The following is a 13,966-nucleotide window of genomic DNA, read 5'->3' on the forward strand; positions in this document are numbered from 1 at the left end:
ACGGCCCGTCCGACGTGACAGGATCGGGCGGTTCTGTGTCGGCACTGTGCCGCAACCCCCTTGTACAGGAGGATCGTTGGACACCACAGACCGCCCCGAGCACACTCCCGTCCCGCGCTCGCCGCTCTCCCGCCGCAGATTCCTCCAGGGCACCGCCTCGGCCGCCGCCACGGCGGGGCTGGTGGGCGTCGCGGCGCCCGAGGCCGCGGCGCTGCCCGCCGCGCCGGCCGGCGCCCCGGCCGCCGGCGCCGCAGCGGGACTGTCCTTCACCGCCGCCACCAACGGCGCGGCCACCCTCGCCCCGTCCGGTGACCACCTGGTCGCCGAGGTGCAGAACGTGCTGTGGTCGCTGCCCCGCCAGGGCGGCGCGGCGCGGGCGCTCACCCCGCCCGACCTGGAGCCGACCCGCCCGGTGTACTCCCCCGACGGCCGCCGGATCGCGGTCTGCGCCTACCGGGGCGGCAACTTCCACCTGTGGGCGCTGGCGCCGGACGGCTCGGGCCTGGCGCAGCTGACCGACGGGCCGTGGGACGACCGGGGGCCGGCCTGGTCGCCGGACGGGACCCGGATCGCGTTCGCCTCGGAGCGCGGCGGCGACGCGGTCAAGGGCAGCCCGTACCGGATCTGGGTGCTGGAGGTGGCGTCCGGGCGGCTGACCCGGGTGACCGGGCTGTCCGGTCAGGACGGGCCCCATCAGGGCGGCGCCTGGGAGGACTTCGACCCCTGTTGGTCGCCGGACGGCGCGCGGATCGTCTTCGTCCGGGGTCGGCTGGCCGATACGGGGCTGGAGTCCCGGACGGTGGCGTCGGTGCCCGCCGACGGGCGGGGCGCGGTGCGCATCGAGCACACCGAGACGGCCGCGGCGCAGGTGATGGTGCCCGCGCTGTCCCCGGCCGGGCGGTTGGCGTACCTGCGGGTCACCGACGCGCCGGGCTCGATCTGCACGCTGGTGGTGGACGGTGCGGCGGTGGATGTGGACGGTGATGTGGAGCCGGTGCCGCCGCGCTGGGTGGCGCGGGACGCGCTGCTGGTGACGGTCGGCGGGCAGTTCCGGATCGTCCGGCCCGGCGCGCCGCAGCGGGCCGAGACCATTCCGTTCGCCGCGGAGCTGCCGCTGGACCGTCCGCGGTACCGCGTCAAGGACTACGGCTTCGAGCGCACGACGGCCGGGCCGGTCCGCGGGATCCACCTGCCGGCGCTCTCCCCGGACGGCCGTCGGGTCGCCTTCGCCGCCCTCAACTCCCTTTGGATAGCGCCCACTTCGGGCGGTGGCGCGCCACGCCGGATCACCGCGGCCGCGGCCACCCGGTATGTGCTCGCGCCGAGCTGGTCCCGGGACGGTCGGGCGCTGGTGTACGCGGACGACCGGGACGGGCTGTTCGCGGTGCGCCGCCGGGAGTTGGCGTCGGGCGCGGAGACGGTGCTGGCGTCCGGCGGGCGGGTGCAGCCGGCGCTGTCGCCGGACGGCGGCCGGCTGGCGACGCTGGACATGATGGGCAATCTCGCCGTGCGGACGCTGGCGGACGGCACGGAGAAGGTGCTGGCCGCGCCGATGGGGGCGGGCGGGCTGCCGGGCCGGCCCAGTTGGTCGCCGGACGGCCGCCATCTGGCGCTGTGCGACCGCAACCGGCTCAACCGTCGGTTCCGCGAGGGCTACAACGTCATCCGGATCGTCGACGCGGAGACCGGGAAGGACCGGCTGTACCAGGTCGCCGAGCACGTCTCGATCGCCGATCGCTACGACTCCGGTCCGGTGTGGTCGCCGGACGGGAAGTGGCTGGCGGTGATCGCCGAGTCGGCGCTGTGGGTGCTGCCGGTGCGGCCGGACGGGACGCCGGACGGTGCGCCGCGCCAGCTGACCGAGGAGGCCGCGGACCATCCGTCGTGGTCCGGGGACTCCGGGACGCTGCTGTACCTCTCGGCCGGGAAGCTGCGGCTGGTTCCGGTGTCCGGGGGTGCGCCGCGGACCGTTCCGGTCGCGCTGGAGCGGCGGCCGGCCCGGGCCCGGGACACCGTGGTGCACGCGGGCCGGTTCTGGGACGGCACCGGCGAGACGGTGCGCGAGGACGTCGATGTGGTGGTGCGGGACGGGCGGATCACGGCGGTGGAGCCGCACCGGGCGTCCCGGGCCGGGGCCGCCCGGCGGGTGGACGCGGCCGACCGGACGGTGCTGCCGGGGCTGTGGGACGCACACACCCATCCCTGGCAGCTCACGTACGGCGGGCGGCAGACCGCGCTGCAACTGGCGTACGGCATCACCACCACGGTGTCCTGCGGCGGCTTCTCGTACGAGCAGGCGCGGCTGCGGGAGGCGCTGGCCGCCGGAGTGCTGGCCGGGCCGCGGCTGCTGACCTGCGGCGAGCTGCTGGACGGCGGGCGGGTGGCGTACAGCATGGGGCGGGCGCACCGCACCGAGGCGGGGCTACGGCGGTCGCTGGCCCGGGGTGCGGCGTTGGACTGGGACTTCGTCAAGACCTATGTCCGGGCGCCGGGTTGGGTGATGGCCCAGGCGGCGCGCTTCGCGCACGAGCGCCTGGGGGTCCGCTCGGGGAGCCACCTGCTGAGCCCCGGGGTGCAGTTGGGGCAGGATCTGACGACCCATCTGCAGGCGACCCAGCGGCTGGAGTTCGGGCACGCGGTGTCCGCCTCGGGGCACGCGTACGAGGACGTCGAGAACGTCTACACGGCGGGCGGGCTGCACATGCTGGCCACGCCGTTCTCGGCGTCGCCGCTGATCGGCGAGGATCCGGCGCTGGCCGAGGACGTGCGGGTGAGTCGGCTGATGCCGCCGTGGGACGGTGCGGTGGTCCGGGAGAACGCCGGACGGCGGCCGACGCCGGAGCAACTGGCCGCCATCGGGACCGAGGTGGGTGTCTACCGCCGCGTCCTGGACGGCGGCGGTCTGGTGGCGCTGGGGACGGACCAGCCGCTGGTGCCGGTGGGGCTGTCGCTCCATCTTGCGCTGCGGGCGCTGCACCGCGGCGGGTTGAGCGTCGTCGAGGCGCTGCGGACGGCGACCGTGCTGCCGGCCCGGGTGTTCGGCGCGGAGCGCGACCTCGGGACGCTGGAGGTGGGCAAGCTCGCCGATATGACGCTGGTGGACGGCGATCCGTTCCGGGACATCGGCGCGCTGGTGCGGACGTCGGCGGTGCTCAAGGGCGGGCGGCTGTACGAGCAGCGGGCGTTGGTGGAGTCGTTCCCGGCGCCCGGTGGGCCGGCGGTGCGCGCGGCGGCGGGCACCGACTGGCTGGCGGTGGGGCGGCAGCAGCGCCGCGAGTCCTGCTGCGACATCGGCCACTGACGGCCGGGAGGCGAGGGGTGGCGCGGCTCCGGGAGGGTTCGGGGCCGCGCCGCGCCGCGCCCCGGGGGCAGGGGTTGTGCGGCGCATCCGCGCGCTCCAAGTGCGCGTATGGATGCGCCGGTCCGATGTTTTGCGCGCCCCGGAGCTGGTATGCCAACGGGTATTGCACGCAGTGAGCGATAGATTACTGTCCGGTACGATCATGGCGGCACCGCCCGCGCCACCCCGAGGAAGGGGAGCGGCCAGCACGCGGAAGTTCGCGCAGGAGGGCTCGTCTTGCATCGCTACTTCACCGATCAGCGGCATGAGGCGCTCCGACGCCGGGTGCGGGATTTCGCCGAGCGCGAGGTCCGGCCCCGGATCGCCGAGCTGGAGGCGCGACGCGTCGCCTGCCCCGACCTCTCGCGGCTGATTGCCCGCCAGGGCTGGATCGGCGCGACGGTGGACCGCGCGTACGGCGGGATGGGCGCCGGGCACGTCGCCAAGACGCTGATCATCGAGGAGCTGTCGCGGGTGAGTGCCGCGATGGGCGCCATGGTGCAGGCGTCCCAGCTGGGCGTGGCGAAGATCGTCCACTTCGGCAGCGAGGAGCAGAAGAAGACCTGGCTGCCGGCGGTCGCGTCCGGCGACTGCCTGCCGACCATCGCGGTCACCGAACCGCAGTCCGGTGGGCATGTCCTGGGCATGGCCTCCACCGCGGTCCGCGACGGCGACGACTACGTCCTCAACGGCCGGAAGTGCTATGTCGGCAACAGCCACGTCGGAGATCTGCACGGGGTGGTGGTGCGCACCGGCGAGGGCTCGAAGGGCCTGTCGGCGTTCCTCGTGGAGTCCGGCACCGCTGGCTTCCGGGTCGGCCCGCAGCGGCCCGCGATGGGCCTGCACGGCTTCAGCTTCGGCGAGTTGTTCTTCGACGACTGCCGAGTGCCGGCGACGCACCTGCTGGGCCGGGAGGGCGACGGGCTGGCCGTGGCGTACTCCTCCAGCATGCTGTACGGGCGACCGAATCTGACGGCGGTCTCGCTCGGCATCCACCAGGCCGTCCTGGACGAGACCACGGCTTTCTGCACCGAACGGCGGCGCTACGGCGAGCCGCTGGCGGAACTGCCGAACATCAAGCTGAAGTTGGGCCGGATCCAGTCCCGGTTGCTGCTGGCCCGGCTGTCCGCATACCACGCGGTGCACCTGCTGGACCAGGGACTGGCGTGCGATGCGGAGCTGATGAACGCCAAGTTGGTGAATGTGGAGTCGGCACTGGAGTCCGCGCGGGACACGATGGACATCCACGCCGCCTGCGGGCTGTTCACCGACCGGCCGGTGGAACGTTTCCTACGCGACGCGCACCACATCTTCGCGCCGGCCGGCACCTCCGACATCCAGCTGTTGCGGCTGGGCGAGTTGGCGCTGGGGCAGGGGAAGGGCGAGTGGTCGGGCCGGCTCGCGGAGCTGCTGCGACCGGCGTCGGCGGAGTGGTCGGAGGAGGACGGGCTGCCCGGCGGGCGGGAGGCGCTGGCCCGGGTGTCCTGAGGGTCGGACGCCCGGAGAGCCGGGTGTGCCGGGCGGCGCTCCGCGGCGCCACCCGGGCGCGGGCCCCGGCCGGCCGTCGGGCCTCCGGGGCCGCGGGGCGCACCCGGTCAGGAGGCGTCGGACTCCCGCTGTCGCTGTTCCATCTCGTGGATCAGCGCGACGAGTTCGGCGGCGAACGCCTTGATGGTGTGCAGTCCCTCGCGTCCCCAGGGCCGGGGTTCGCGGTCGATGACGCAGACGGTGCCCAGGGTCGTCCCGGTGTGGTCGATCAGCGGAGCGCCGAGGTAGGTGCGGATGCCGAGCTCGTCGACGACGGGGTTGCCGGCGAACCGCGGGTAGTCGCAGACGTCCTCCAGCACCAGCGCCTTGCGCCGCACCACGACGTACGGGCAGTAGCCGTGGTCCCGGGCCATGATCCGCTCCGGGCGGCCGCTGGGCGGCGCCGGGCCCAGCTCGACGGAGGTGTCGAGGTCGGGGGCGTAGAGACCGGCGAAGTACTGCTCGTGCTCGTCGATGAAGTTGACCATGGCGTAGGGGGTGTTGGTGGTCCGGGCGAGCCTGCGCGCGAACTGGTCGAACGCGGGCAGCGGGTTCTTGCCGATGCCCAGCTCGCGCAGCCGGGCCACCCGGGCCGGCGCCTCGTGGTCCTCCGGGGTGATCAGCAGCCGGCGCGTCAAGTCGTCCGTGAGGTGGGGAAGTTCGGACGAGGGATAGCGCCAGGACGGATAGCGCGAGGGGAACGGGAAGCGTGCGGAGGGGACGTTCATGACGGCTCCGGGGTGGAGGTGAGGACAGGTGAGGAGAGGAGGTGGGCGACGAGGGACAGCAGGACCTGGGTGCCTGAGGCGCACTGGCGGGCGTCGCAGAGCACGACCGGGATCTCCGGGGCGAGATCCAGGGCGGCCCGCACCTCTTCGGGCCCGTAGTGGTGGCCGCCGTCGAACTCGTTGACCGCGACGACGAACTGGATGCCGCGCCCCTCGAAGAAGTCGACCGCGGCGAAGCACTGGTCCAGCCGCCGGGTGTCGGCGAGCACCACCGCGCCGAGCGCACCGTGCGACAGTTCCTCCCACAGGAACCAGAAGCGGTGCTGCCCGGGCGTGCCGAAGAGGTAGAGGACGTGCTCCGGGCCGAGGGTGATCCGGCCGAAGTCCATGGCGACGGTCGTGGTGGTCTTGTCCGCGACGCCTGACAGGTCGTCGGTGCCGACGCTGATCTGGGTGATGAGCTCCTCGGTGCTGAGCGGTGCGATCTCGCTGACCGCGCCGACGAAGGTGGTCTTGCCGACGCCGAACCCGCCCGCGACCAGGACCTTCACCGCGGTGGGGAAGGAGTCGGCCTCGGGATCCCCGGGGAGCCGGGGATCAAAGTCGTTGACGAAGTCCATGCAGCACCGCCTCCAGCAGGGCACGGTCGGTACGGGGGGCGGGCCCGGCCGAGGCGGCCGAGGGGGTTCGCGCGGTGAGCGCTCCGCAGTCGACGAGGTCGGCGAGGAGCACCTTGGTGACCACGGCGGGCAGCCGGACGCGCGCGGCGACCTCGGCGACCGGGACGGGCCGACCGCACAGCCCCAACACCCGGTCGTAGTCCGGCCCTTGGAGGCCGGCGGGTCGCCGTCCGGTCGCCCGCACCATGGTCATCAGATCGAAGTGCGCCGTGGGCCGGGTGCGGCCCCTGCTGACCGTGTACGGGCGGACCAGCCGGCCCGCCACGTCGTCGACCCACGGTGCGTCCGGGCCGGGCGACCGCTGCCGGCGGGGCAGGGCAACGGTCAACGGCCACCCGCCGGGGCCTGGTGGCGCGGGGGCGTCGCCAGGTACGGCCGGACGCTCTTGACCAGCATCCCCATCTCGTAGCCGAGCACGCCGGCGTCGGCCTCGCGGGAGGCGAGGACGGCCAGGCACGCGCCGGACCCGGCGGCGGCGACGAAGAGGAAGGTCTGCTCCATCTCGACGACGACCTGGAGGATGTCGCTGCCCTCCCCGAAACGGGAACCGGCGCTGCGGGCGAGCGAGTACAGGCCGGAGGAGAGCGCCGCCATGTGGTCGGCGACGTCCGGTTCGAAGCCGTGGGATGCCTTGACCAGGCCGTCGGCGGAGAGCAGGACGGCGCTGCGGGTGTGCGGTACCCGTTGGACGAGTCCGGTCAGCAGCCAGGAAAGGTCGGTGTGCTGATTGCCGCGGAACTCCGCGGGCGCCTGCGCGCGCACTTCACTCACCATGGTGGGGGTCGTCTCCTCGGGGGCGGGCCATCGGGGCGTCGTGATCAGGGGCAAGGAGCAGTTCGGGGTCTCCGGGGCTGCCGGGGGTGCCGTCCTGGCCCGGGGTGGTGGCAGGAGCGGGGGCGAGGTGGCCGGCGGCGGCGAGGCCGGCCGCGTAGCTGGGGTCGCCGCGGCTGAAGCCGCGCTGGTAGGCGGCCATCAGGTTGGGGTCGTGAAGGCGGTCGGGGCCGGTGCGGTGCGGCGGCGGGGGCGCGTCGCGCAACTGGGGGGCGATGTGGGCCTGTTTGACGCGGCGCGGCAACCGGGGGCGGGCGACGTCGTCGGCGGGCGGCGGCGGGGGCGGCAGGACCACCGGCCCCGGGTCGGCGGGGTGCCCGCCGCCGAGCGGTGCCCCGGTCGGGCCGTCGGGTGCGCCGGAACCGTGCTGCGGGGCGTTGGCGGCGGCCTCGACGCTGGCGGCGGTGGCCGAGGCCGGGGTGCGGACGATGCGCCGACGGGTGGGTCGGGCGTCGGTGCTGGCGCCGGTGCCGGTGCCGGTGCCGGTGGGGAGGACACCGACCGCGGCGGCGAGGGCGTCGGTGTCGGTGTCGGCTGCGGGCAGCGCCGGGGCGGGGGTGCCGGCGTCGGACGGGGTCGGGCCGGCGGCGACCTCCCGGCGGTCGGGGACGTCGTCGAACCGGTCGCCGTAGGGCCGTTGGCCGCGCCCGGGACCCGGGTCGGGTTCCTCGTCCTCGTCCTCCATGCCGTCCGGGAACTCCTCGCGGGTCTCGGCCGAGTTGGCGCCCAGCAGCTCCGGCGGGACGATCACGACGGCCTGCACGCCGCCGTAGATGCTGCTCTGGAGCCGCACCAGGAGGCCGTGCCGCTGGGCGAGCGAGGAAACCACGTAGAGGCCGATCCGGCCGTCGTCCAGGAGCTCGGTGAGGTCGATCCGCTCGGGGTCGGCCAGCAGCCGGTTCATCTGCTCCTGTTCCTCGGGCGACATCCCCAGGCCGCGGTCCTCGACCTCGACGGCAAGCCCCGCGGTGACGTGCCGGGCCCGCACCGTGACCGGCGTCTCCGGATCGGAGAACTCGGTGGCGTTCTCGACGAGTTCGGCGAGCAGGTGCACGACGTCGGCGACGGCGTGCCCGCGCAGGGTGCCCTCGAAGGGTGACACCAGCTTGATCCGGGTGTACTGCTCGACCTCGGCGGTGGAGGAGCGGACGACCTCGGTCAGGGTGATCGGGCGGGTCCACTGGCGGCGGGTGATGGCGCCGCCGAGGACGGCGAGGTTCTCGGCGTGCCGGCGGATCCGGGTGGCCAGGTGGTCGATGACGAACAGGCCCTTGAGCAGGTCCGGGTCCTCGACCTGGTGCTCCATCTCGTCCAGGGTCAGGATCTGGCGGTGGACCAGGGACTGCAGGCGCCGGGCGAGGTTGACGAAGACCTCCAGCTTCTGCTGGTTGCCGGTGGCGTCGCTGCGGACGATGCCCACCGCCTCGATGAGCGCGGCCTCGGCGGCCCGGCCGGTGGCGGCGACCTCGTGGGCGAGCCGGCCCAGGGCGTCGCCGCCGGGCTCCGCCAGCGGCTCCCGGTCTTCGGGGGGCCGCAGCCATTCGTCGTTGCGCACCCGGTCCAGGAGGTCGGCGAGGTCGGTCTGGGCGCGGGCGCACACCTGGCGCAGCTGCCCGCAGCGGCGCGCCAGACCGCGCGCCTCGGCGCCGCCCGCCAGGCCGCCGAGCAGGACGACGGCGCAGACCACGGCGAGGCCGCCGGCCAGCACCGCCCACTCGCGGCCGGTGAGCCGGGCGCCACCGCTGCGCACCACGAACGCGGCGACGCCCGCGCAGACGACGGCCGCGAGCAGGGCGGGGACGGCGGCGAGCCGGATCAGGCGGGACCGTATGGCTGCGTCGGACACCGGCTCCGGGAAGGCCGCCCGGCCGTGCCGTCCCCCACGGGACCTGGGAGTCTCCGGGGACGTCTCGGTCCTCTGCGGGGTAGCGGTAGGCATGGGCGCCCTCCGGATCGGCCGTTGGCAGTTCACGGAGCACGCACGCTAGTTGTTGCGGGGGTGGGGTTCGGACCCCCTTCGGGGTTTCGCTACCCCACGCCACCTCCTTGAGGAGGCACCCTCCGCACGGAAGTGCGAAAAGATCCGAACTCCCGTACAGAAAACGGCCGTTGAGGACGGGAACATTCGCCTCAACCGCACCACGACCCCCGCCTCACCACGGGAGTTCCCCCAAGGACCGGCCCCACCACGACGGCCCGCCCCGGCCACCCCTGCCCACCCTGACGCGCTGCGCGCGAGGGGGCAGCACTGTACTCACCTGACGCCGACACCGACCTTGCGGAGGTCTCGGATGCGGCACCGGCGCGACGTCCGCGCAACGCCGGTGCCGCGGCGACGACTACCGCTCGGCCACCAGCTCCTGCCGGTCGACCGAGGGCACCGGCGGCCATGCCGGCCAGCCGTGCGCGGGCGGCACGGCGACCGCCCGCCACCACGGATACGGAGCCGGCGGGTCGGCCGGCTCGAACGGCTTGCCGGGCACCGGCGTCACCACACCGGCACCCGCCCTGTGACCGGCGTACAGGGTCCGCTCCCCGGGCTCGGCCCAGGGATGCGGGGCGAGGTTGAACGTCCCCCAGTGGATCGGCATCATCACGCCGACGGACGGGTCGCCCTGTTGCAGGTCGCGGTGGGCCCGCATGCCCTCCTCCGGGGTCATGTGGATGTCGGGCCAGAAGTCCGAGTACGCGCCTATCTGGATCATCGTCGCATCGAACGGACCGTGCGCCGCGCCGATCTCGGCGAAACCGGCGAAGTATCCGGTGTCGCCGCTGTGGTAGATGCGGTGCTCGGGACCGGCGACCACCCAGGAGGCCCACAGGGTGTGCTGGGGGCCGCGCAGACCGCGACCGCAGAAGTGCTGGGCCGGCGTGGCGGTGAGGGTCAGCCCGCCGACCCGGGTCGACTCGTGCCAGTCCAGCTCGGTGATCCGCGCCGCGGGCACGCCCCAGAACTCCAGGTCGGCGCCGATGCCGAGCGGCACGACGAAGACCGCGCCGGAGTCGGCCAGGCCCTTGATGGTGGGCATGTCGAGGTGGTCGTAGTGATCGTGCGAGATCACCACGACGTCGACCGGCGGCAGCTCCGCCAACTCCACCGGCACCGGATGCAGCCGCTTGGGCCCGGCCCAGCCGAACGGTGAGCAGCGCTCGCCCCAGACCGGGTCGAAGAGCACCCGCCGCCCGTCGATCTCGGCGAGCACACTGGAGTGTCCCGTCCAGGTCAGCCGCAGCCCGGAGGCGGGCGGGCGGCCCCAGTCCTCGGCGGTCGGGCGGTGCACCGGGATCCGTCCGACCGGCGCCCGCCGCAGCCGCCCTGCGCGATGGAGCTGTGTGCGCGCCATCGGCAGCGCGGCACCGCGCAGCAGCTGTCGGATGGGGGCCGGGTTGCGGAACTGACCGTCCACGAACTGCGGCGATCTGCGCATCCTCGCCAACCGCTCCCCCGTCGGCTCGGCGCCGAAGCTCGCGGGGCGCAGCGCGGTCAGGCGCGTGGGGCGGGGTCGGGATGCGGTCACGGCACCTCCATGGTCGGGGCAGTCGCGAAGTGAACGGACCGCGCGAACGCTGGGTTCCGGCACCGCCGGGCCACCCTGCGGGCCCCCGGCTCCGGCGCCGGCACTCTCCCGGACAAACGGCCCGGCCGGCCGATGCATTCCCGGCCCGGCACGACGGATGCGCAGACGTGCTTACGACGGCATGGCCGGGAGCGCCAGTCCAAGACACCCGTTCGGGTGAAGGGAAGGGAAGGCGGGTCAGCGGATCCGGTGGGCGGCGCCGCGCGGGGCCGCCCACCGGATCCGCTGACCCGTTGTCACGCCGCCTCCACCGCGGCCGGTGGGTGCGGCAGGCCCGGGCGGCGCGGCAGGAGGACGGTGCGCAGCAGGACGTGCGGGGTCATCAGGCGGGAGGGCGGGGCGGTGAGGCAGAAGACGTCCCGGAAGGCGGCGCCGACGACCCGGTCGATGGCGGCGCGGGCGGCGAGCCGGCCGAGGTACCACGTCGTCAGCCGCTCGCCGAGGCCCGCCGTGGTGGCGGCCCCGCCGACATAGGGGCGGTCCGCGCCGACCGCGGTCATCCAGGCCGGTTCCGCGGCCCGGCCGATCGCCCGCTGTGCCCGGGCGAGGACGCCGGGCCCGAGGCCGCCGGCCGCGTCGAGGGTGTCCCGCACGGCCAGTGCGCCGAGCGCGGCCACCGACATGCCCTGGCCGTAGACCGGGTTGAAGGTGCAGGTGGCGTCCCCGAGGACCAGGAGGCCGTCCGGGGCTGCACCGGGGCGCTCGTAGTGCCGGCGGCGGTTGCAGGTGTCGCGGAAGCCGTGCACCGGCGAGACCGGTTCGGCGCGGGCCAGCAGTTCGTGGACGTAGGGGTCGCCGATGGTGGCGCTGAAGGCGGCGAACTCCGTCTCGTCCGTGGGCGGGTGGTGGCCGCGCACCCCGGACAGGGTCAGCAGCCAGTTGCCGTCCTCCACGGGGACGTAGGCGGCGCCCCGCGGGCACTCGGGCCAACCGGGGACGTTGACGCCGACCTCGGGTGCGCCGTCCTGGTCGAGGGGGCGGTACATCCGGGTGGCGTAGGCGAGACCGGAGTCGACGGTCTCCTCCTGCGGCGCCCGGCCGCCCAGTTCCGCACACCACCGGGGCGTACGGGAGCCCCGCCCGGAGGCGTCCACGACCAGGTCGGCGGGGAGCACCCGGGCCGTCCCGGCGGAGCGGTCGCCGTCGCGGGTGCGGACCTTGACGCCGGTGACCCGCCGGGCGTCGCCGGCGAGGCCGACGGCCTCGGTCGCCTCCAGGACCTCGACGCGGGTCGCCGGGCCGGTGTCGCCGCGCAGCACCCGCTCGCGTACCACGGCGTCCAGGACCGGTCGGGTGACGCTCAGCGTGGGATGCCGGCGCTCGTCGAAGCGGCGCTGCCAGCCGGTGGGCGTGCGGGTGAGCAGATCGCGCGGCAGATACAGTCTGCGGGCCCCGGCCGCGGTGAGCGCGGCGACCGTGCCGGGCAGCAGCCGGTCCACTGCGCGCTGTCCGCCGCTGAGGAGAAGATGCAGGTGGCGGGCTTGCGGGACGCCCTTGCGGAAGGTGCGGTCGGCCGGGTAGCGGTCCCGTTCGACGACCGTGATCGTCTCGACGTGGCCGCGGAGGGCGGTGACGGCGAGCATCCCGGCTAGTCCGCCGCCGATCACTATCGCGGTCCGCCCGCGCCCGGTGTGCTCCGCCATGCGTGCCCCTTCTCCCCGACGGCCGGCCGTCGCCCCCGGTGCCGGACCCGATCACTGCTGCGCCTCAGCCTCAGCGCCCGCCGCGCCGGTGTCAACGGCCCGTTCCCCACCCCGACCGATTCGATGACCCGACCGTACAACTCCCCCTTCACCTCACTCTCCTGGTGAGTCGAAGGGGAGGGAATCCGACGTCCGACGGGGGTCGGGCTGACGGGCCGTCGGGGGCGCGCGACCGGGGCCGTCGCCTGCTCACCAGCGCCCTGCGGACCTGCGCGGCGGCCTCGGGGACGCCCCTTCCCTCGCGCGTCACACCAGTCCCTAACATCCCGATATGAGGCGAGTGTGCGTCTAGACTCCCGACGGCGGGCGCACCGCGGCCGCGGCCGCTCCCACCAGCACGGGACTCGTCTCACCAGCAAGGGATTCAGGGACGCTTGTGACCTTCCAGCAGGTATCTGAGCCATATGACGTACTCGTCGTCGGCGGATCGGGCGTGGACACCATCGTGCGGGTCGGCGCGCTGCCCGTACCGTCCGCCGACAGCCATGCGGTGCCGCCCATCAGCGAATGGGCCGGGCACACCGGTACCGGTGTCGCGCTCGGCTGCGCGGCGCTGGGACTCACCACCGGATTCGTGGACTTCCTCGGCGACGATCCGCCGGGCGCCCTGGTCCGCGAGCGGTTGGCCGGCAGCGGCGTCGACTTCCACCCGCTGATCTCCCCGCACGGCACCCGCCGTGCGGTCAACCTCGTCTCGCCCGACGGCCGCCGGATGTCCTTCTACGACGCCCGCGACCCGCTCGATCTCCGGATGTCGCCCGAGCACTACCTTCCGCTCCTGCGCCGCACCCGGCACGTCCACCTCACGATCAGCCACTTCGCCCGTCACCTCTACGAGGACATCGAGGCGCTGGGCGTCCCGGTCTCCACGGACCTGCACGACTGGGACGGCCTGACCGAGCACCACCGCGACTTCGCGTTCCGCTCGGACCTGGTCTTCCTCAGCACGGCCGGGGCCGGCGAGCGGATCAGCTCGATCATGCGGGAGATCCTCCGCGAGGGACGGGCCCAGGCGGTGATCGCCACCGCCGGCGCGGGCGGCGCCTATCTGCTCACGCCCGAGGACCGCACCCCGCGCCTGGTGCCGGCCGCCGTGCCGCCCGCCCCGGTCGTGGACAGCAATGGCGCCGGAGACGCCTTCACCTGCGGTTTCCTCTACGGCAGGATGTCGGGCCGGGACCTGGAGGAGTGCGCCAGGCTCGGTGCGGTGGCGGGTGCGCACGCCTGCACGGCGGCGGGCACCCACACCGCCCTCGCCGGGCCGGACGACCTCAGGGCCGCCCTCGCCCCGCCTCCGCAGGCCCCGGTACCCGCCGCCGAGGTCGAGCCCGAGCCTGAGGTCGAACCCGAACGCGAGCCCGAACCCGAGCCCGAGGCCGAGGTCTCCGCGACCGGCGCCTAGGGCGTGTCCGCAAAGTCCCGTCGTTCGCCCGGAGGGCGGGTCGGGCGGTGTTCGGTGCGTGCTCTCGGCGTGCCGAGAGCCGAACGGCAGGCGGGACTTTGCGGACACGACCCGGCTCCCGGCCCCGAGCCCGGGGCTCCACGCGACGCCCTTCCGTGCCGTCCGGGGCCGCGCCAC

At 74.5% G+C, this 13,966-nt stretch carries 10 protein-coding genes; 3 read left to right on the forward strand and 7 right to left on the reverse strand.

Translation table 11 applies throughout. The features are described from left to right. Nucleotides 1–76: 76 nt before the first annotated feature. Entirely contained in the window at nucleotides 77–3,301 is a 3,225-nt protein-coding gene (locus JNO44_RS40120; RefSeq protein WP_205368886.1) for an amidohydrolase family protein, read from the forward strand. Nucleotides 3,302–3,577: 276 nt separating this feature from the next. Further along, nucleotides 3,578–4,828, forward strand: a complete 1,251-nt coding sequence (locus tag JNO44_RS40125) for an acyl-CoA dehydrogenase family protein (RefSeq protein WP_205368887.1) — start codon at nucleotides 3,578–3,580, stop codon at nucleotides 4,826–4,828. Nucleotides 4,829–4,935: 107 nt separating this feature from the next. Here JNO44_RS40125 and JNO44_RS40130 read toward each other — a convergent pair whose 3' ends face one another. From JNO44_RS40130 to JNO44_RS40160, 7 genes are all read right to left on the reverse strand, one after another. Continuing rightward, on the reverse strand, nucleotides 4,936–5,595 hold the full coding sequence (locus JNO44_RS40130; protein ID WP_180990302.1) for a GAF domain-containing protein: 660 nt from the start codon (nucleotides 5,593–5,595) through the stop codon (nucleotides 4,936–4,938). Continuing rightward, nucleotides 5,592–6,215 carry a GTP-binding protein gene (locus tag JNO44_RS40135; RefSeq protein ID WP_205368888.1) on the reverse strand — a complete coding sequence of 208 codons (624 nt, stop codon included), beginning with the start codon at nucleotides 6,213–6,215 and terminating at the stop codon, nucleotides 5,592–5,594. Before JNO44_RS40135 ends, JNO44_RS40130 begins: the two co-directional genes overlap by 4 nt. Next, the gene (locus JNO44_RS40140) at nucleotides 6,193–6,603 is read right to left on the reverse strand and encodes a DUF742 domain-containing protein (protein WP_205368889.1); all 411 of its coding nucleotides are present in this window, start codon (nucleotides 6,601–6,603) and stop codon (nucleotides 6,193–6,195) included. Before JNO44_RS40140 ends, JNO44_RS40135 begins: the two co-directional genes overlap by 23 nt. Next, nucleotides 6,600–7,049: a roadblock/LC7 domain-containing protein gene (locus JNO44_RS40145; protein WP_039630769.1), complete on the reverse strand. Its 450-nt coding sequence runs from the start codon at nucleotides 7,047–7,049 to the stop codon at nucleotides 6,600–6,602. The genes JNO44_RS40140 and JNO44_RS40145 overlap by 4 nt, the downstream gene beginning before the upstream one ends. Further along, nucleotides 7,039–8,952: a sensor histidine kinase gene (locus JNO44_RS40150; RefSeq protein ID WP_240167880.1), complete on the reverse strand. Its 1,914-nt coding sequence runs from the start codon at nucleotides 8,950–8,952 to the stop codon at nucleotides 7,039–7,041. Before JNO44_RS40150 ends, JNO44_RS40145 begins: the two co-directional genes overlap by 11 nt. Before the next feature lie 493 nt (nucleotides 8,953–9,445). Continuing rightward, nucleotides 9,446–10,624 carry an MBL fold metallo-hydrolase gene (locus JNO44_RS40155; protein WP_240167881.1) on the reverse strand — a complete coding sequence of 393 codons (1,179 nt, stop codon included), beginning with the start codon at nucleotides 10,622–10,624 and terminating at the stop codon, nucleotides 9,446–9,448. A 296-nt stretch (nucleotides 10,625–10,920) separates the two neighbouring features. Then, the gene (locus JNO44_RS40160) at nucleotides 10,921–12,327 is read right to left on the reverse strand and encodes an NAD(P)/FAD-dependent oxidoreductase (RefSeq protein ID WP_205368892.1); all 1,407 of its coding nucleotides are present in this window, start codon (nucleotides 12,325–12,327) and stop codon (nucleotides 10,921–10,923) included. Between the two features lie 493 nt (nucleotides 12,328–12,820). On the opposite strand from JNO44_RS40160, the gene JNO44_RS40165 reads away from it, so the two are divergent. After that, nucleotides 12,821–13,789, forward strand: a complete 969-nt coding sequence (locus tag JNO44_RS40165) for a carbohydrate kinase family protein (protein WP_240167882.1) — start codon at nucleotides 12,821–12,823, stop codon at nucleotides 13,787–13,789. Nucleotides 13,790–13,966: the final 177 nt, after the last annotated feature.

It is taken from the genome of Streptomyces noursei (assembly GCF_016917755.1).
GTDB lineage: Bacteria > Actinomycetota > Actinomycetes > Streptomycetales > Streptomycetaceae > Streptomyces > Streptomyces yunnanensis.